The organism is Paenibacillus sp. FW101-FHT12H11, assembly GCF_058790355.1.
Map to the genome: position 1 here is coordinate 316,972 of NZ_JBYTCO010000009.1, position 19,142 is coordinate 336,113.

Annotated in this window: 20 protein-coding genes; 12 read left to right on the plus strand and 8 right to left on the minus strand. The window is 46.5% G+C overall.

Annotated elements, in window-relative coordinates; translation table 11 throughout:
* Window positions 1–41: 41 nt before the first annotated feature.
* A complete protein-coding gene (locus tag AC3WTJ_RS27560) occupies window positions 42–1,856 on the minus strand; it encodes a M3 family oligoendopeptidase (protein WP_492524583.1) in 1,815 nt (604 codons plus the stop codon).
* 148 nt (window positions 1,857–2,004) lie between these two features.
* On the opposite strand from AC3WTJ_RS27560, the gene AC3WTJ_RS27565 reads away from it, so the two are divergent.
* From AC3WTJ_RS27565 to AC3WTJ_RS27575, 3 genes are read left to right on the plus strand one after another with little or no spacing between them, the layout of a single operon-like run.
* Entirely contained in the window at window positions 2,005–2,169 is a 165-nt protein-coding gene (locus tag AC3WTJ_RS27565; RefSeq protein ID WP_407870931.1) for a YycC family protein, read from the plus strand.
* Window positions 2,170–2,175: 6 nt separating this feature from the next.
* On the plus strand, window positions 2,176–2,418 hold the full coding sequence (locus tag AC3WTJ_RS27570) for a hypothetical protein (protein ID WP_127453219.1): 243 nt from the start codon (window positions 2,176–2,178) through the stop codon (window positions 2,416–2,418).
* Between the two features lie 31 nt (window positions 2,419–2,449).
* Complete coding sequence (locus AC3WTJ_RS27575) at window positions 2,450–3,556, plus strand: GGDEF domain-containing protein (protein ID WP_492524514.1); 1,107 nt, start codon at window positions 2,450–2,452, stop codon at window positions 3,554–3,556.
* A gap of 74 nt (window positions 3,557–3,630) precedes the next feature.
* On the opposite strand, the gene AC3WTJ_RS27580 is transcribed toward AC3WTJ_RS27575, so the two are convergent.
* On the minus strand, window positions 3,631–4,332 hold the full coding sequence (locus AC3WTJ_RS27580) for a DUF2225 domain-containing protein (protein ID WP_492524515.1): 702 nt from the start codon (window positions 4,330–4,332) through the stop codon (window positions 3,631–3,633).
* Between the two features lie 43 nt (window positions 4,333–4,375).
* Window positions 4,376–4,768, minus strand: a complete 393-nt coding sequence (locus AC3WTJ_RS27585; RefSeq protein WP_492524516.1) for a globin domain-containing protein — start codon at window positions 4,766–4,768, stop codon at window positions 4,376–4,378.
* 277 nt (window positions 4,769–5,045) lie between these two features.
* Between AC3WTJ_RS27585 and ylbJ the strand changes: the two genes are divergently transcribed.
* From ylbJ to AC3WTJ_RS27605, 4 genes are all read left to right on the plus strand, one after another.
* Window positions 5,046–6,284, plus strand: a complete 1,239-nt coding sequence (ylbJ, locus tag AC3WTJ_RS27590; protein WP_492524517.1) for a sporulation integral membrane protein YlbJ — start codon at window positions 5,046–5,048, stop codon at window positions 6,282–6,284.
* Between the two features lie 64 nt (window positions 6,285–6,348).
* Window positions 6,349–8,904 carry an alpha-glucan family phosphorylase gene (glgP, locus tag AC3WTJ_RS27595; protein ID WP_492524518.1) on the plus strand — a complete coding sequence of 852 codons (2,556 nt, stop codon included), beginning with the start codon at window positions 6,349–6,351 and terminating at the stop codon, window positions 8,902–8,904.
* Between the two features lie 127 nt (window positions 8,905–9,031).
* Window positions 9,032–9,703: a PilZ domain-containing protein gene (locus AC3WTJ_RS27600; RefSeq protein ID WP_407870926.1), complete on the plus strand. Its 672-nt coding sequence runs from the start codon at window positions 9,032–9,034 to the stop codon at window positions 9,701–9,703.
* 11 nt (window positions 9,704–9,714) lie between these two features.
* Window positions 9,715–10,527, plus strand: coding sequence for an NAD kinase (locus tag AC3WTJ_RS27605; protein ID WP_492524519.1), 813 nt, complete (start codon window positions 9,715–9,717; stop codon window positions 10,525–10,527).
* Between the two features lie 73 nt (window positions 10,528–10,600).
* Here AC3WTJ_RS27605 and AC3WTJ_RS27610 read toward each other — a convergent pair whose 3' ends face one another.
* Both AC3WTJ_RS27610 and lipA read right to left on the minus strand, forming a co-directional pair.
* The gene (locus AC3WTJ_RS27610; RefSeq protein ID WP_127453036.1) at window positions 10,601–10,924 is read right to left on the minus strand and encodes a YutD family protein; all 324 of its coding nucleotides are present in this window, start codon (window positions 10,922–10,924) and stop codon (window positions 10,601–10,603) included.
* Window positions 10,925–10,963: 39 nt separating this feature from the next.
* Window positions 10,964–11,839: a lipoyl synthase gene (lipA, locus tag AC3WTJ_RS27615; RefSeq protein ID WP_492524520.1), complete on the minus strand. Its 876-nt coding sequence runs from the start codon at window positions 11,837–11,839 to the stop codon at window positions 10,964–10,966.
* Window positions 11,840–11,995: 156 nt separating this feature from the next.
* Here lipA and larE point away from each other — a divergent pair, with 156 nt between their 5' ends.
* The 3 genes from larE to larC are packed head-to-tail and all read left to right on the plus strand — an operon-like array spanning window position 11,996 to window position 14,494.
* A complete protein-coding gene (gene larE / locus AC3WTJ_RS27620) occupies window positions 11,996–12,844 on the plus strand; it encodes an ATP-dependent sacrificial sulfur transferase LarE (protein WP_127453040.1) in 849 nt (282 codons plus the stop codon).
* Complete coding sequence (gene larB / locus AC3WTJ_RS27625; protein WP_127453042.1) at window positions 12,841–13,617, plus strand: nickel pincer cofactor biosynthesis protein LarB; 777 nt, start codon at window positions 12,841–12,843, stop codon at window positions 13,615–13,617. The genes larE and larB overlap by 4 nt, the downstream gene beginning before the upstream one ends.
* Window positions 13,618–13,627: 10 nt before the next feature.
* The gene (gene larC, locus AC3WTJ_RS27630) at window positions 13,628–14,494 is read left to right on the plus strand and encodes a nickel pincer cofactor biosynthesis protein LarC (protein WP_492524521.1); all 867 of its coding nucleotides are present in this window, start codon (window positions 13,628–13,630) and stop codon (window positions 14,492–14,494) included.
* A 24-nt stretch (window positions 14,495–14,518) separates the two neighbouring features.
* On the opposite strand, the gene larC2 is transcribed toward larC, so the two are convergent.
* Complete coding sequence (larC2, locus tag AC3WTJ_RS27635; protein ID WP_127453044.1) at window positions 14,519–15,004, minus strand: nickel pincer cofactor biosynthesis protein LarC2; 486 nt, start codon at window positions 15,002–15,004, stop codon at window positions 14,519–14,521.
* 197 nt (window positions 15,005–15,201) lie between these two features.
* On the opposite strand from larC2, the gene AC3WTJ_RS27640 reads away from it, so the two are divergent.
* Window positions 15,202–16,170 carry a M23 family metallopeptidase gene (locus tag AC3WTJ_RS27640; RefSeq protein WP_492524522.1) on the plus strand — a complete coding sequence of 323 codons (969 nt, stop codon included), beginning with the start codon at window positions 15,202–15,204 and terminating at the stop codon, window positions 16,168–16,170.
* 9 nt (window positions 16,171–16,179) lie between these two features.
* Here AC3WTJ_RS27640 and yunB read toward each other — a convergent pair whose 3' ends face one another.
* The gene (gene yunB / locus AC3WTJ_RS27645) at window positions 16,180–16,971 is read right to left on the minus strand and encodes a sporulation protein YunB (protein WP_492524523.1); all 792 of its coding nucleotides are present in this window, start codon (window positions 16,969–16,971) and stop codon (window positions 16,180–16,182) included.
* A gap of 273 nt (window positions 16,972–17,244) precedes the next feature.
* Between yunB and AC3WTJ_RS27650 the strand changes: the two genes are divergently transcribed.
* Complete coding sequence (locus tag AC3WTJ_RS27650) at window positions 17,245–18,102, plus strand: transposase (RefSeq protein WP_492524524.1); 858 nt, start codon at window positions 17,245–17,247, stop codon at window positions 18,100–18,102.
* 99 nt (window positions 18,103–18,201) lie between these two features.
* On the opposite strand, the gene AC3WTJ_RS27655 is transcribed toward AC3WTJ_RS27650, so the two are convergent.
* Window positions 18,202–19,065, minus strand: coding sequence for a hypothetical protein (locus tag AC3WTJ_RS27655; RefSeq protein WP_407870919.1), 864 nt, complete (start codon window positions 19,063–19,065; stop codon window positions 18,202–18,204).
* Window positions 19,066–19,142 lie beyond the last annotated feature (77 nt).

The window sequence follows — 19,142 nt, forward strand, 5'->3', positions numbered from 1 at the left end:
TGGCGTAGATACAATCTACTCCAGGATATCCCTTTTTCTTTTTAAACTTGAATTTTCGCTTCTGTCAGCCGCATGAATTCCTTCACATCTTGAATCGCCATGTCCACAGCGCTTTGCCAGAAGTCCGGCTCAGTCAGATCAACACCAAGGTGCTTCTGCGCAAGCTCTTCCACGTTCATGCTGCCCGTATCTCTCAGCAGAGAGATGTACTTATCTTCGAAAGCCGCGCCTTCTTGCACTGCTCTCGCATAAATACCGGCGCTAAACATGTAGCCGAATGTGTAGGGGAAGTTGTAGAAAGGCACATCCGTTGCATAGAAATGCAATTTAGCCGCCCAGAAATGCGGATGATAGCTGCTCAGCGCATCTTGGTAGGCAACCTTCTGCGCGTCTACCATCAGCTCATTCAGACGCTCCACGCTTACGAGTCCTTGACGACGCTCGGCATAGAAGTTCGTTTCAAAAATGAATCTCGCATGAATATTCATGAAGAAAGCGATCGCCCGCTGGATTTTATCTTCAAGCAAAATAATACGCTCTTCATCGGTCGATGCGCTCTTCACAACAGCGTCCGCAACGATCATTTCCGCGAACGTAGACGCGGTTTCCGCCACGTTCATGGCGTACTCTTGCGCGAGGGCCGGCATATCCGTCATAACGTGCTGATGGTAGCCGTGGCCAAGCTCATGCGCAAGCGTTGAGACGTTGTTCAGCGTGCCGCCATACGTCATGAAGATCCTTGTCTCTCCCGCGACAGGGAACGATGTACAGAAGCCGCCTGGGCGTTTCCCAGCGCGGTCCTCAGCTTCAATCCAGCGATTCTCGAAGGCTTGCTCCGAGAAGGCGGCCAGCTTCGGACTAAAGCGCTCGAACTGCTCGATAATGAGGCTTGCGCCTTCATCGTATGAAATTTTCTTCGAGGAGTCACCCAGCGGTGCATCGACATCCACCCACGCCAATTTCTCAACGCCAAGCAGCTTCGCTTTGCGGTTCAAATATTCGACGAAGATCGCTTTGTTGCGGTCGATGACCTCCCACATGACATTCAGCGTTTTCTCTTCCATGCGATTAATCGCAAGCGGCTCTTTATGTATGCTGTTCCAACCTCTGTATTTGTACACTTGAAGGCGGAATCCGGCCAGATGATTCAGCGCTTCTGCGCAGTAATCTTCCTTGTCTGTCCAGGCCTTTTCCCAACTGTCAAACAATGCAAGCCGTTCTTCACGGTTCTCTGTGTGCAGCTTATTAAACGCTTGGCCGGCGGAAAGTTCAACCGTTTTTCCGTCAACCTCCACAGGCATACGGAATTGACCTACGGTAGAATTATACAAGTCGCCCCACCCATGATAGCCGTCTACGGCCAAATCATTGATTAATGCTTCTTGCTCCGGCGACAGTTTTTCTTGTGCCAACGCACGACGTTCATGAAGTGGAAATGCGATCGCTTGGAACGGTTCTTTCTTCAAAATCTCTGACCATACCGCGTCCGGAATACCAGTAAGCACTTGGTCAAAATGTGTAAGTGACGACAGATGCTCAGCGTATAAGCTTTTGACCTGTCCATTCAATACAGGCGCTTTCTTATCCTTCTGATTATCGGCAAGCAGACAGCCTACAAAAGAATCAGCCTCGTGAATATTTTTCAAATTACTCTGGAACAATTCAACCAGCTTCGCAAGACCATCCGTTTCTGCCGCTTGCTGCGGGGATGGTGTGTTCCGCACCTGCTCTTGGAAAGCCGCAATCGAAGCTTGAAGCTCCTTCAGATGTGCTGCGAATGCAGGAGACTCACTTCCACCAGGAAAAAAAGTTTCTAAATTCCACGTTTGATTAAGAGGTAAATGAAGCAAAGCCATCACCTTTCCTTTCCTACTTTCATTAAATCATAAACGGTCTATCAGGAGCAATCATCGTAATCTTCCTCATTGCTTATAGGTAAGAAGTATGATTCAATAAAATAAAGTTCCTGCAAAAAAATCGGAACGGGATGGTGTGATAACAATAATGAAACCGTTACAAATTTCTCCAGAAACAGCCGTTAAGTTGGCTGAGCAGCTTAAAGTACCTTTGGAACATCTCATGCATATGCCACAACATATTTTACTTCAAAAACTAGCAGAGCTCGCGAAATCTTCCACTTCGGAAACAAGCGAACCGGAATCGAAGTAAGCTGTGTTGTTTCCTTTTGCCAACACTTGGCCTTATGACATTGTAATGAAGGACGTTTATGTGGCCGAATGTCCGTTTTGCCATAGCTCCAATGTGCTGCTGCCGCTGAAAATCCACGAACTGAAATCCATTCACGAAGGTAAAAAAAAGCTGCTTGTGTTTCCTTGCTGTCACAACAAGCTGACGCTCATTGACACAGACCGCGACTATTTATTGGCGGACACCGCTATACGAACGAAACAATCGTAGCTTTCAAGCGCAAGGAGTAGAAAGAGTTCCTATGAATGAGTATCTCGTTCCTTTGACAAGTGCATGCACGCTAGTCACACTGAATTACGTGGCTATGAAAGTACGAAGCAAGATGCTGACCGATTCTTTCGAGCAGCTTCTTGCGCCTTTGCTCACCGGTCTTGCTTGTATCATCATGATGCTCGAACCTCTGCCTGAGCCGCTCGGTCTCATAGATTTACGCTCCTTGCCTATCTTCATGGCCGGCTTACGTTACGGAATGCCGATTGCCCTTCTTTCAACCGTCTTACCGACGGGCTTCAGCCTCATTTCACATGAAAATCATGCCTGGTTCAACATCGCACAAGATTTGCTCGCCCCTGCACTAATAAGCTCCCTGTTTCATAATAAAGAATACCGCAATGGCTTCTTGGACATTCCTATTCGACACGGTCTCCAAATATGCTCGTATGTCTTTCTCTTGCGCCTCCTGATTCATGGATTGCTCATAAGCCGCTTGTCCTGGCCTTATGTCGGTGATCAGCTTTTCATGTTGGCTATCATGTCCGCTACTTTCATCACGCTTATCATTATGGTTAATGATGAGAATAAAAGTTGGCGCTTACAACGCCAAATGGAGCTGCAAGCCAATCAAGACAGCTTAACCAAACTTCCTAATCTGCGCAGTTTTATGCCCATTGCCAACAATGCTCTCCATCGAAGGCAAATGTCTATCATGATGATCGATTTGGATAATTTCAAACAATATAATGATCTCTTCGGGCATCTGGAAGGTGATCAACTCCTGAGAGAAATCAGCCATGTCCTTCGGCACCATATCCGCGAAGAAGATTATCTGGCAAGATACGGCGGGGAAGAGTTCATTCTTCTCAGTTCAGAGACCGAACCGATTAAACTTAGCTTATACGCCCAACGCCTATGCTTTATGGCTGCCCAATCGTTCCTTCATAAGAACCAAAGCGTCGCAACACCTATTACGATTTCTATTGGCATTTCTACCGCTAAATCGCTCCAGGCTGCATTAACCCAATTGATCTATGAAGCCGATCAAGCCCTCTATGAATCCAAACGCCAAGGAAAAAATCGGTTCACCCACTACAAGGAACTCCAAGTGCTTGATCAAAAAATGAACGCTTAACTATGCAAGGGATCGCACTCAAGCAATCGCCACATCACATAGGCAAGCGTTCATCTCATTTTTTATTCGAGTTATTAAGTAGCTTGTTTCATTTCGTCCGGCAGTTCCATACGGATGGCGAGCATATCTTCGCGAGTTACAATCCATTGTTCGCGGCTTGCTCGAATCATCGCAGCGTCCATGATTTTACGGTCGTTAATGATGCGAGAAAACCATTTGACTGCATCATTGAAACGGCCCAATCTGCGGTTGAGTTCCCCCATCAGAAACATTAGCCTTGCATTGTTGAGCTCCATGCCTTCATTTTCATATACGTGCACATACGCTTCCAAGGCAAAAGCTAAGAACCGCTTCTCTTGCTCCCAATCGCCTTTGGTTCTGTATAGCCACGCCAAGTGGTGAAGAAGTCCTGCTACAACGCGGGATTTCTCCTCTTTAATTTGCGCGCTGACCAGCGCCAGCTTGTAACCCTGCAAGGTAGTCTCCCACGTTCGTTCGCCGCCAAAGCTGCGCATCGTCCAGTTTTTCGCAATCTTCTCGTGAAAGGCTTCACGTTGCGCTGACTTCCACTTATCTGAAAAGTTTTCCGTATGCGCATAACCGCAGTAAGGACAAATCCTCACGATATAGTAATCAGGGTTAATGCCCTTATAGTGAACGCAGAAATCCGCGTCTGTTTTGCTCGCTTTTTTGAAGCTTGGACGAACCTTCATGGATTTGAAGGAATTGTCGCAATACGTACATTTCACTGAAATCTCGTACAAAGGTTCAACCATCTTGAAACCCCGCCTCTTCTCTGGAAAGTATAGGAAAGAAGAACTATTCTCCTTCAGGTGTATTCACAAAATGATAAGCGGAACCTTTCAAACGTTGCAGTAAAAATTCCCGTAGATCCTGCGGCAAACCCACTTCCTCCATAGCTCCAGCCATACAGCCTAACCATGCGTCTGCACGTTCCACTGTGATAGGAAAAGGCATATGCCTCCCTCTCATCATAGGGTGTCCATGGACATCGGAATACAGCGTCGGACCTCCAAAAAATTGGCTTAAAAACATATATTGTTTATCCATAACCGGTTCAATATCCGAAGGGAACAGGGGCGCCAACAAAGGATTCTGCAGCACTCTAGGATAAAATGCTTCCACAATCCGGCGAACCGTCTCTGCTCCCCCCATCAATTCATACAGCGTATTGCGTTCTTGCTCTGACATGGTGAGAACCTCTCTGCTCGTAATGACTTAATAGTTTTCTACATCCTCATCCCCTGCATGCATGAGTGTTTCTCGAATGACAAAAACGAACATACAAACGACCAAACCGACGATGACACTTGTCATTTGAATCACTCCCGCGGCCTAGGATATAAGACTATTACTAGTCCTATTTTACCATAAATACACTTACATAACAGTACCAAAGTCTAAGTTTTTTAGGCCGGCATGTCTGTCCCATTTCCTTCATATAGTTGAGGAGGAGGTGTAGAGTTCCATGGAGAAAAGAAACTTTACCGCGGCGCTACTTATGGCCTTTGTTGTTATTGCCATTATTCTATGCTTATTTGCCTTCCCTCATGCCGGACTTCAAGCAGCCTTGCGCGGTGTTTCCATTTGGTGGGACGTGCTCTTTCCCGCACTCTTTCCCTTCTTCGTCATCTCCGAAATTATGCTTGGCTTCGGTATCGTTCACTTCTTCGGCACACTGCTGGATCCGATGATGCGCCCTGTCTTCCGTATCCCGGGCATCGGCGGCTTCGTCGTGGCTATGGGCTTCGCAGCCGGTTATCCTGTCGGCGCCAAACTGACGGGCCAGCTGTGGACCCAAAAGCTCGTAAACCGCGAAGAAGGCGAACGGCTCGTCGCATTTACAACAAGCTCTGATCCCATTTTTTTGATTGGAGCTGTTTCAATAGGCTTCTTCCATGACGCCTCACTCGCTATCATTCTGGCAGTAGCTCACTACGGAGGCTCTCTCATGATTGGATTGATGATGCGATTCCATGGCAAGAAGAGCCGCCCTACCAAGCAAAAGAGCGCCAACCAAGGCTGGATATGGAAGCGCGCTTTTGAATCCATGCATGATGCCCGCATGTCCGATGGAAGATCCATCGGTACGCTTCTCAGCCAATCCGTCCTTCAATCGGTAAATTTAATTTTCGTTGTAGGTGGACTTGTTGTCTTCTTCTCCGTTGCCTTGGAAGTCTTAACTCAAGCTAAGGTCATGAATGCTATATACATGCTCATCGATTCCCTTTTGCGCTTTACAGGACTTCCCCTTGAATTGTCACAAGCCGTCATGAACGGTCTATTCGAGGTGACGATCGGGGCCAAAGCTGCTGGGAATGCTCCTGCAGCACTGGCGCTTTCCAGCAAAGTTGCCATTGGAGCGTTCATTTTGTCATGGGGAGGATTGTCGGTGCATGCTCAGATCGTTAGTCTGTTAAGTCATACCAACCTGCGCTATATGCCTTTTTTAATCTCCCGTTTCATCCATGCCTTGCTTTCCGCAGCTATTGTGATTATTTTTTGGGAGCCTTTGCAGGTCTTCCGAGACGCCAAAACGGTTTTCATGCCCCAGTATGATCCAACATCTCCCGTACTCAGCTATCTCAGGCTCCTGCTCCCTATGAGTGGAACCGTTATCTTGGCTGCTTTTACTGTCATTGCGGGGCTCTTTGCTGCATATTCCTTACTTAGACTCGTGTATGAAAAAGTTGGTGGAACAAGATAATAGGGGTAATTACCATGACAATGATAATTACAATCATGATGATAAAAGGGAGTGAACATACCGTATGCAAAACTCCGTCCTCCGTGTAGCCAAAACATTGCCTACTGCGATTGAACGTTTATCCGAGCTGGCCATTAATCTATGGTTTAGCTGGAACTATGATGCTCTGCAGCTTTTTGCACAAATGGATCCTGTCAAATGGAATCAAACCGGCCATAATCCCGTTCGTCTCTTATATGAATTGGACGATGCTAAACTTGATGCTTTAAGTCATAATGCGGAATTCCTAACCCGGTATCGACAAGTGATCGACAGGTTCGACGCTTATTTAAACGGACCCACCTGGTTTCAAGAAAAACACGGAGATCGAGGCTACGTCAAAGTCGCCTATTTCTCCGCCGAATTCGGCTTTCATGAATCATTGCCGATCTATTCGGGAGGCCTTGGCATCTTGGCAGGCGATCACGCGAAATCAGCCAGCGACTTGGGCATTCCCTTAGTTGGTGTTGGCCTTCTTTATAAAAAAGGCTACTTCACGCAAAAAATCGATGCTTCAGGCGGACAACAAAGCCACTTATACGATTATGACTTTGCCAAACTTCCGATTGCGCCGGTTCTTCACCAAGGCGCACCGCTCACCGTTTCGATTGATATGCCGGGCCGGGCCATCACCTTGCAAATCTGGCAGGTGCAGGTCGGACGCAATCGGATTTATTTGCTCGACGCCGATCATGAAGCCAATCAGCACGCGGATAAAGAACTGACCGCACAGCTATACGGCGGGAATCAGGATACACGAATTGCGCAAGAAATCGTGCTCGGCATTGGCGGCGTCAAAGCGCTTCGTGCGCTGGGCATTTACCCCAATGTGTACCATATCAACGAGGGTCACGCTGCTTTCCTTACTTTGGAGCGATTGAAGGATCTGCTCCATCATGGCCTTCCTTTTCACGTGGCCGTCGAAACTGTCCGTTCGGCTACCGTCTTTACCACACATACACCAGTTCCTGCGGGCCATGACACGTTCTCGATCGGGATGTTGGAGCATTATCTCGGACCGCTGTTTGGTGAGCTGTCACGCCATAAGCAGGCGATTATAGCACTCGGACTTGACCATCATACAGGTCAATTTAATATGACGCATTTGGCCATGAATACGGCCGGACTCCGCAATGGCGTCAGTAAGCTGCATGGTCAAGTATCCCGTGAAATGTTCAAAGAATTTCATGGACACATTGACGCTAGCGAAGTCCCAATCGGTTCCATAACGAATGGTGTTCATTTGGAAACCTGGACAGCTTCAAGCTGGAAAGAACTGCTGGACCGCTTCCTGCCCGGCACGTGGCGAGAAGAGCAAGCCAACAAGCACCAATGGCAGCAAGTGGAGGTCATCCCCGATGAATCGATCTGGAAAGTGCACCAGCAGTTAAAAGATGATTTAGTGAGCTTCGCTCGCCAGAATTTGATGGAGCAGCGCAGGCGCAATGGAGAATCCGAGCAGCGGATTGAAGAAGTTAGACATTATTTGAATCCAAAAGCTTTAACCATCGGATTCGCAAGACGGTTTGCCACCTACAAGCGGGCTAATCTGATTTTTAACGATTTGTACCGGCTTAAGAAATTAATTAATGACCCTGAACGGCCGGTCCAGTTCATTTTTGCCGGCAAAGCTCACCCTGCCGATTATCCTGGCCAAGAGCTTATCCGTGAAATTTACCGTGTTTCGAAAATGAAAGAATTCGAAGGTAAAGTCGTGATGCTCGAAAACTATGACATCAACATGGCTCGCTATCTCGTACAGGGTGTAGACGTCTGGCTGAATAACCCTCGAAGGCCCCTTGAAGCCAGCGGAACTAGCGGACAAAAAGCGGCAATGAACGGTGTGCTTAATTTTAGCGTGCTGGATGGTTGGTGGGAGGAAGGCTATAACGGAACGAACGGCTGGGCGATTGGGTCCACTGGTACGGCCGATTGGGCTGTGCAGGAGAAAGAAAATACCCAGTCCATTTATCACATTCTGGAGAAAGAAATTATTCCCTTGTATTACAACCAAGGAAGTCTCCCTCATCAATGGATTAGCCGGATGAAGCGCTCTATCCAATCGCTCAGCCCTATATATAACACACACCGCATGGTACAGGATTATACGGAAGAAACCTATTTGCCGACAGCGGATCGAGCACGTTTATTTGTTGCTAATGATTATGAGGTTGCGACGAAGGTTGCCGATTATAAGCAGTTCATCCGTAATAACTGGTATCAAGTAAAAATCATTGGGATCGATGACCGCTCCGCCAAATTATCTACGGAAGTGCCCTTAAGTGAAATCAAACCAACAACCAAGGAAGTGAGCGCGCAGATTTATTTCGGATCTATTTGGCCGCAGGATACAGCGGTAGAGATCATTTATTACGAGGACAACGGTGAAAAATGGGAACAAAGAATCATCCCGATGGAGTCATCAGGCGAACTGATTGAACACGTGCAGAGCTATAAAGCAAGCATACCCGGGCATCTCGTCCATGGGCCGCACTTCTCTATTCGCGTTCGACCTATTTCGACAAATTTCGCCCATTCTTTTGAGCTTTCACTAGTAACGAGCACATTATCATGGCAATAAATGTATGAATCCCTCTATTAAGCCCCTTTTGGGGCTTTTCTTATTTTCTTTTATAAATTATTATGAAAAGAGAACTTACGGTATGTGTATGCGTTCATGAATGCAAATCTAACCACTTGGTGATGCTATGGATTGGAATAAGGCACTAGAATTGGCATATATCGCACCGAACTCCGATTGTCATTTGATTGTTGTCGGTGAGTCCAAAGATGGACAGCCTTTTTGCTATGAAGATAATTTCTACATTGATAAAATTGGAGAAGACTCCTTCACAGTTTGTTTAGAGCTCGTGGGCGTGTTTCCATTCGACAAACTTGAACATGTTTCTTTTATTGAATTTTCTTTTAAAGACCGTGGAATTTTATACTATACGCACGTGGAGTTACTTCAACTTGAGTTAAAAAAAGCGATTTGTTACCTCACGCTATCTATTCCCGAAGAGATTCAGCAGCATCAGAACCGACAGCACAACCGGGCCAAGATCTCCCTTCGAACACCCATTACCCTTCAAATTGTCGGCATTCGCGGCTTATCCGCACGCAAGGGCGTCGCTTTCTCCGGACAGCTGCTTGATATCAGTGCAGGGGGTCTTTCTTTTGTTACGACAAATCGGCTTTTTTATCCCTTATTTCTGGAATTCAGCTTCTTACTATCAGGGTTTCCCCACCCCATTACCGCTTATGGCGAGATCATAAGGGTGACAAATTTCAGCAACGATTCCTATCGCGTCGCTGCCAAATTTCGGCATACACCTGAATCTATCCTGCAAGAAATTGACAAATACTGCACGCTTCAATAGGAGGAAAACGATTGAAATACAACGTCATTGAACGAGGCGATGATATCTCCAAGGAGCTGACTGCACGGTTCCACGCTCTCGCCGCTGAACAAGGTATGCCAAGGGATGAAGAGAATCCCGACATTGTCCTTTCCATTGGTGGAGATGGAACGATGCTGCAAGCCTTTCACAATTATGTACATCGACTGGATCACATTGCTTTCGTCGGGCTTCATACCGGACATCTGGGCTTTTTCGCAGACTGGAAGCCGCACGAATTAGATCATCTAGCTTCACTCGTGTTCAATGTGAACACCCCTGAGGACCTTCATGTTGTCCAGTATCCCGTTGTCGAGATCGAAATCACGACTGAAAATGGCGTGGAGACGCATCTGGCTCTCAACGAATTTACGCTGCGTGGCATTGAAGTATCGCTCGTTGCACGTCTGCACATCAACGACGAAATGTTCGAGATGTTCCGCGGTGACGGCATCTGCATATCCTCGCCGGCAGGGAGTACGGCTTACAACAAAAGCTTAGGCGGTGCCATGGTGCATCCTTCTTTGGAAGCCATTCAGGTTGCAGAGATTGCTTCAATCAACAATAGAGTTTACCGAACTTTAGGCTCGTCCATGATTTTGCCAGCGCACCATCACTGTGACATTTATCCCAAAGCACATCAGAATATGCTGCTTTCCCTTGATCATAAGTACATGCAGCGCAACGATGTCGTTTCTATTCGCTGCCGCGTTGCTTCCCATGTCAAAGTAAAGTTTGCCAGATTCCGTCCTTTCCCTTTCTGGAACAGGGTTCGGGAAGCTTTTGTAGGATTAGAGTTAAAATAAGCCAGAAAAAAGACGCCTTCCTTCCTCTTGCGAGTGGGAATGGCGTCTTTTTAGTTAATTACTCATTTTACATCTATGACGTGGTCGTCGATGGCTCAGAAGGAACCTGCTGTTGCTGCTTGTTTCCATTTACTTTTTCAATAATGAAATACGCGCAACCAAAGTTGCAATATTCATTCAAGTAATCCTGAAGTGCGGCAATGGAGGTTTCCTTCGTTGCTTTGGGGTGGATTTCCTTGAAGAAACCTCTCAGCCTTAATTGGCTGTACCCCCAATCGCCAACAATATAATCATAACGCTCTAAAACTTCGCTGAAGCGTTCTTTGAATACTTCAAAGTTCCAGCCATTTTTATGGTCGGTAACGAGCTCGTATGTTTTATTGGCAATATGAATCATGATGGTAGGAAGCTCTCCTTTCTATGACTCGTTCGTGTTCTAAACGTTCGATGCGGATTTAACCTGCTCATGGGCATGGTAGGAGCTGCGCACCAATGGCCCAGACTCAACGTGTTTGAATCCACGCTTCATGCCTTCTTCTTTTAGAAGAGCAAATTGCTCAGGTGTGTAATATTTGGACACCGCCAGGTGAGTTGTCGACGGCTGCAAATACTGCCCAATCGTCATAATATCGCAATCGACGGCACGCAAATCGTCCATCGTCTGCAACAACTCGTCCCATTCCTCCCCTACGCCAATCATGACGCTGGATTTGGTCGGGATGCTTGGGGCAATGCGTTTGGAACGTTGAAGCAGCTCCAACGAACGGCGATATTTCGCCTTGGAACGGACTCGGTCTGACATGCGTTCCACGGTCTCCATATTGTGATTTAGAATATCCGGCTTCGCTTCAAGAACCGTAATCAAAGATTCTTCCCGGCCCAAGAAATCCGGAATCAGCACTTCTACCGTGCAAAGTGGCAGCTTGCGGCGAATCGCTTTGATGGTTTCCGCGAAGATCATCGCGCCGCCATCCTGCAAATCATCGCGTGCAACAGAAGTTACAACGCAATGGCGCAGCCCCATTTGTAAAGCAGCGTCAGCCACGCGTTCAGGCTCTTGCAAATCGAGCTCCGTAGGCAGCCCTGTTTTCACAGCGCAAAAACGGCACGCACGCGTACAGATGTCACCCAAAATCATGAACGTAGCCGTTCGATTCGCCCAGCATTCATGAATGTTTGGGCATTTAGCTTCTTCACAGACCGTATGCAGCGTCTTCGAACGCATCATTGATTTAATTTCTTTGAAATTTTCATCTGTTTTCAGATTAATTTTTAACCAGTCTGGTTTTCTCTCTAATGGTTTTGTAGGCATTATATTTCCCGCCTTTTATTTGGTTTCTCAATGTTGTTATTATATCATGAATGCCTGACAAAACAATCCACTTTGCCAGCCAGTTGTGATACACTTATCTAGATGGACCAAAACAGCTCAGCTATTTACATATAGGCTGTATGGGAGGAAAGAAACATGAGCATACAAGAAGTAACGCGAGAGAAGGATCGCAAGCTTGGCGAGATTTTAAGAGGCATGGGCCGAGTATTGATCGCCTTTTCCGGCGGAGTAGACAGCACATTTGTCCTTAAGCGTGCACAGCAAGAGCTCGGTGATCAAGTTCTGGCCGTCACAGCCGCATCCGAAACATTCCCTACTCGGGAATTCGATGCAGCCGTCGAGCTTGCTGAACAAATTGGTGTCCCCCTGTACAAAACAGAGGTCAAAGAATTGGAGAATGCCAATTTTGTCGCCAATAATCCGGACCGCTGCTACCATTGCAAAACGGGTCTTTATTCACATCTGCAGCAATTAGCCAAAGAATTAGGTTATCCCTATATTCTGGATGGTTCCAATATGGACGATCTCGGTGATTACAGACCGGGGCTGCAAGCCAAGAACGAACAGGGCGTCCGCAGTACGCTACAAGAGGCTGGGATGACCAAAGATGAAATCAGACAGCTTTCCAAAGAATTAGGTTTACGCACTTGGAACAAACCGTCTTTTGCTTGCCTGTCCTCCCGTATCCCCTACGGAACACAAATTGAGAAGTGGAAGATTGACCAGCTGGACGAAGGCGAGTACTTCCTTTCACAGCTTGGTTTATATCAAGTACGCGTACGTCACCATGAGAAAATTGCCCGGATCGAAGTTATGCCGGATGAAATACATAAAGTGGTGGAGCATCGCGACGCAATCTACGAAAAGTTCAGTAAGCTCGGCTTTACTTACGTAACGCTGGATCTGCAAGGCTACCGAACTGGCAGCATGAACGAAGTGTTGTCTAAGGAAACCAAAGAAAAGGTGAAAGAAGCATCCTTATGATGGACTTGGAAAAGATTTTGAAGCTCGTACAGACGGGCGATCTGGACGTCGAAGAAGCCAAAAGGCAAATCATCAAGGAAGGCGGCGGCGAAGGCCCCGGCAACCTTGATCTCGGATTTGCCCAGCTGGACATCGATCGCGAGAAGCGCACTGGCTTCCCCGAGGTTATTTTCGGGGAAGGCAAAACCGCCGAGCAGATCGAGGCCATCTTTAGGCGGCTGATGGAACACACCGACCGCGTGCTGGCTACGCGGGTCGACGCAGTCAAAGCCGCCCATGTTATCGCTGCCGTGGAAGGTGTCACCTACCACGAAACAGCAAGGGCGCTCACTTGGTTCAAGCGACCGATGTTGAAAGTCCACGACGGCTATATCGCCGTCGTGTGCGCAGGGACCTCCGACCTCCCCGTGGCGGAGGAGGCCGCTCTTACGGCAGAATGCCTAGGCAGCCACGTCGAACGAGTATTCGACGTCGGTGTAGCCGGCATTCACCGGCTCTTCCGCCGGCTAGAACTTATTCGCGGTGCTAACGCGATTGTGGTCGTTGCCGGCATGGAGGGCGCGCTCGCCAGCGTGCTTGGCGGGCTCGTATCCAAACCTGTCGTCGCTGTGCCGACGAGCATCGGGTATGGCGCACACCTTGCAGGCGTGGCTCCGCTCTTGTCCATGTTAAACAGTTGTTCACCTGGTATCTCTGTCGTAAACATTGACAACGGCTTTGGGGCCGGCTATTATGCAGGGCTCATTAACAAAAATATGTCGAAACGAGCGTGAGATTCGTACCATGCGTATTCTATATTTGGACTGCTTCTCCGGAATCAGCGGCGATATGACACTTGGCGCTTTGGTTGATGCAGGGGCAGACCGGGCTTATATTGAAAGCGAGCTAACCAAAATTAAGCTTGAACCGTATGTCCTGGAATGGAAGCGTGTAATTAAGCGTGGAATTTCCGCACTTAAATTGGACGTCATCCTAGATCCGGAGTTCCCGCCTAAGAAACATCGTCATTACTCAGAAATTGTCAAAGTCATTCAAGGAGCTGGATTTAATGATCGTGTCACATCGCTCAGCTTAGCCATCTTTGAGAAAATTGGCATCGCTGAAGCGAAAATCCACGGAATTCCAGTTGAAAAAGTGCATTTCCACGAAGTCGGAGCTATCGACTCCATTGTCGACATCGTGGGTGTAGCCTTGGCTATCGACTCTTTGCAAATCGAGCGCATCTTCGCATCCCCTGTACCGTTAGGCTCAGGAATCATTCATATTGATCATGGCACATACCCGGTTCCCGCTCCGGCAACCTTGGAAATGATGCGTGGTTTACCTATCGCTTCAACGAACCATAGCCTTGAGATGACTACGCCAACTGGCGCTGGTATTATTTCCGGAATAGTGGACGAGTTCTCCAAAAGCTTTCCGCCAATGATCGTAGACACCATCGGATACGGGGCAGGCACAAGGGATTTGCCTAATCAACCTAACGTGCTTCGTGTCGTGGTCGGTAAAGTGGATCCTTTCATTGGCAAATGGCAAGTCGGTCATGAGCACATCGCGCATGAACATAACCACTCTCATGGCCATTCTCATGACGATCACCATCACCACCATGATCATGATCATCATCACCCGCATACGCACGATCATCAATAGGAACAAAAAACCTCTTCCTGAACTTTAGGAGGAGGCTTTTTTGTGCTGCAGCATAAACTGCATTCTAACTTCTTCATAGACCAATTTCAACGGTACTTGATACTCTTTGGCTATCCGTTCACATTCTTTAAATTCAGGGGCATACTGCACCAATTTACCTTGGTGATAACCTACCTTTACCGTTAACAATCCCCATTTGGTATCCACTTGCTCGAATTCTCTGCCTAATCTATGGCAGGAAGCGTGCATATACCGAATGCCCAGGGTCGTTGTTTCGCTAAAGATTACGTCTTCTATGGAAGAAAGTCGTGCCGCTTCAACCAGCACATTCAACATAATGCCTGGCCGCCCTTTTTTCATGATAATCGGTACGACATAGACATCATTAGCTCCAACATCGAAGAGCTTGTCCATAATATAAGAAACCCACTCTGGATTCATATCATCCAAGTTCGCCTGAATTAACAACATCCCATCATCAACATGCTCTTCCCTGTGATTAAAGCTCACCCTTCTCACCTCATACAGGCATCATAGCAAAAAATGGTTGAATACGAAAGTTGTAAGGATAAACATCCACAGAAGAGTACATCCTAAGAACTAACATTTCAGGAAGGATGATAGTGATGAAAAGCAAACCTTTTTGGGCGCGGGTTCTAGCTTGTTGCCTCCTCCTATCAGTAGCCGAATCAGGGACTCACTCACGTATGGCCGCTTCCCAAGCTGCTGCATCTGAACAGTCTTATGCCCCAGCTCCGTCGAAGGTAAACCCCAACCTGAACGCTGAGCGGAAAGAACTATTTGAGAAAACGAGTATAATTTCTGATATCCCTTGGGCTTACTTAGCTGCTGTCGATCAATATGAAAGAACAATGAATATTGCTAAGAAAAGGCCTGTGCACAAAGGAATTACAAGCATCTACTTCCCTGAGTCGGATTGGGCCGGCATGCTGAATCCAGACCAACAGGATACGAATCCAAAAAGCATTTCCTTTTTTCACGGCTACGGACGAGATGGCTCGGGGGATGGGATCGCAGAACGAAACAACGATCTGGATTTATTAGCTTCAATGGCCTTTCTGATGAGTAGAAACGGAACGAAAGAGGAAAATTTACTCATTAACTTATGGAATTATTATCAAAACTCACGCAGCGTCGAGCGCATCAAACAATTCGCTACTATTTATAACACACTTGGCACACTCGACCTAGGAGAACATGCATTCCCACTTCCAGTGAGCGCGGACTACTCTTATCGTAGCACTTGGGGAGACAGCCGCGGCTGGGGAGGACACCGCTCTCATGAAGGAACGGATTTATTTGCTCGGCATGGAGTGCCTGTCAGAAGCACTTGCTACGGTATAGTAGAAGTCAAAGGTTGGAATCCATACGGCGGTTGGCGGATTGGGATTCGCGATGTGAACAATATATATCATTACTACGCCCATCTTTCCGGCTTTCAAAAAAGTCTCAAAGAAAATGATATTGTCAAACCTGGACAAACCATCGGTTGGGTTGGCAGCTCGGGGTACGGCAAGCCTGGAACATCAGGGAAATTTCCGCCTCATCTCCATTTTGGTCTTTATCGGGATAATGGGTTAACGGAATGGAGCTTCGACCCTTACCCTTCTCTCCGAAAATGGGAACGTGAAGATGGAAATAAAAGAAGAAAATAAGCCGCTCCCTTATGGAGTCGGCTCTTTTTGTATCGTTTCTTGCGATTGATTTGCGTCTGCCTTTGGTACCGTTGTTCCGACATTCGGAACCTGTGGAAGCGATAAACTGGGCAGTCCTGCGTCCTTACTCCCCCCTACAGGATTCCCTTTGTTATCGTAATAATAAGTAGGAACATCCCCTACTACAAGGGAGTATGAAATAGGAATCTCTGTTTCTACAATCTCTGTATCCGAGTCAAAGGGGATAATAACCGATACTTCAGCAATAATGCGGACATAAACTTCAAACATCACCATATTAATCCCTGCATTTTGGGAGCGGGTGTTTAAATCAACTTTCACATTGCCAACCGGCAGCAGCCTAATCGGAATATCAGGACCAAACGAAGCGAGAATCGCACTGTTCATCGCTTGCCCAACTGGAATGTGCTCAGAGATGGATTGTAAATGATCAAGCTCACCTTGCACGGTTTTTATCGTATCTGATGTGATGCGCATATGTTCATTATAATTTAACATGAAACCCGTTATTTTTCCGTTTTTATCCATCTTCCAATCAATAAGCTGCTCTGCTTTCGTATTCCCTGCCACATGATCCGCAATGGCGCTATTGATCGCCTGTGTGGCAATCTGCTTAATTCGAACTTTCGCCAAGTTCATCAGTGGTGGTCTAAGATTGTGTTCAACATAAATAAAAAACTGCACACAAAATAAGACAAAGATGAGAAGACTGATTAACAGCACCTTTTTGCGGTTTGATTTCCCTGTAGGTCTGCTTCTCCACCGTCGCCTTTGCAGCATCCCATTCCCCCCTTGCCCCGCTTGTCATTAGTACTACCTTATGCGGACATGGAGTGAAAAAGAAGCCTAGGAGCTGTCCTTCTTCCCGCTGGATCCCGCCCCCCCTCTACTGTTCCAATGTTCATATGCTATGGGCACTATCCCATTCACTCAGAAGTTTAAAAATGATTTTACATATAATTATTTCCAAAAATGTATTGCAATAAGAACATATGTTTGATATCCTATGATTAGGAACATAAGTTCTTAATTTTTCATTTCAGGGAGGGCTGGATGGATTTTTCTCATATGTCTTTCGAGCAGTTTAAGAGTCGTTTCTCCACTGAAGATCTTTGTGCGCAATATATCTTTCACATGAAATGGCCTGAAGGCTTTATCTGCCCAAAGTGCAGCCATCGGCATGCCTATATAACCAAAACTCGTAAACATCCTTTATACGAATGCAGCGATTGTCGTTATCAAGCCTCTCTAATCTCAGGAACCATTATGGAAGGTAGCCGAACCGAACTGCGCAAATGGCTGTTAGCCATATTCCTCGTCTCCCGTACCGATCAGGGAACTACAGCTATGAGTCTTTCCAATCTCATTCAGGTTACTTACAAAACCGCTTGGCTAATCTTACATAAGATTCGGTCCTTTATTCAAAACTCCGACACACAGAGTCCCCTCTCAGGCTCCGTTCGTATTCATTCAGCCATTTATGGCCGTCCATTCAATCCTTCTGTTCATAGGCATCCACAAGAGCACCTTCTTCTCGTAGGTTCATCAAGTAGTGAATCATGCGACTCAAGCTACATCAAAATAAAACATGTTCAGCTTTCTTCCCCAAAGGAAAGGCATATTTCTCGTAATGAAATTCATACATTTCGCAAACAGCATATTGAAACTGACACTCAGAATGTCGAAATTATTACTGGTTTCTACACTCCACAACGTCTTCGTCCATTGCTCGAAATTGCCAAACAAGCTAGCAGCTGGATCAACCAAACCTTCCATGGTCTTGGAGCCAAACATTTGCAAACATATCTTGATGAATTTTGCTATCGCAGGAACCTCACCGCAAGGAACATTTCTATTTTCACTCATTTAAGTGAACTTTGTTTCTCCAAATCGGCACACACATACACATGATCTGAGTCACGGGGATAGTGGTCATATGCAGAGCCAACATAAATAAAACCACCTTCAAAGAAGGTGGCTCAGGAGTTTACATGTATTAGTAATAAATGATTAGTAACGATCCATAATCAGCTGAGTTTTCAAAGAATCTTGAGCTAGAAACCATCCTTTACCTTGCAAATACGTAATGAGTTCATCATGCTTGGCTGAAGCTGTCGATTGACTAGTTGTTTTGAAAGATGCTTCTACAACATATTCTGTCCCTGTGCCTGCTGCATTCCGAATTGGCCATACTTCGATGTATAGTTGCTGACCGCTCCAAGTACCAATAGAACGTTTGGCAAGTACGGGACCATAAATACGAGAGGAAGACAGTTTACTAGTTCCCCATCCGCTTGAGACCCAGTTATTAAATTTATCAGGAGCATTGTTGATAAGAAGACTGCGTGAATCAGCTTGGTTAGGAAGATCCATACCGCTATAACCTGATTTGCTGCCACTTTTCGTACGAGTAATACTCAAGGTTTTCTTTTGGTAACCCCATTCAACTTGAGCTTCATACCCTGTATCCCCTGAATTGAAGCCCTCTTGGTTAGCTAAAGTTAGCGCGCCATTGATATCATTACCTGTGATGGCATAACGTTTTTTATAACTAAGTTCGAAATCGTTCTCGCCTTCTGTTTTGCGAATTCTCGGACTCCATCCATTGTTGTAAATATCTTCAGCATTCGTGTCGAGAAATTGAACATTCATTTTCGTTACGGTTTCCGGCATACCAAATGCTGATCTAACGGTGCTTGTTAGCTTGAAGTCCGACCCAAGAACGGCACTCGGATTTAGAAGAAGCTTGACCTCATAATCCGGAACCATGTTGCTTGCAGCCGATGCAGATTGAGGGGCACCCCCAAATCCAACTAATGCACTTGTTCCTACGAGTGCCGCCATGACCAGCTTTAATGCCTTTTTCTTAAACATTATTTCAACTCCTCTACGTTTTTGGAAAGGTTTCCCTCTCAGACAAGAGCATAAAGAAGTTTTGTCATTGGATTGTC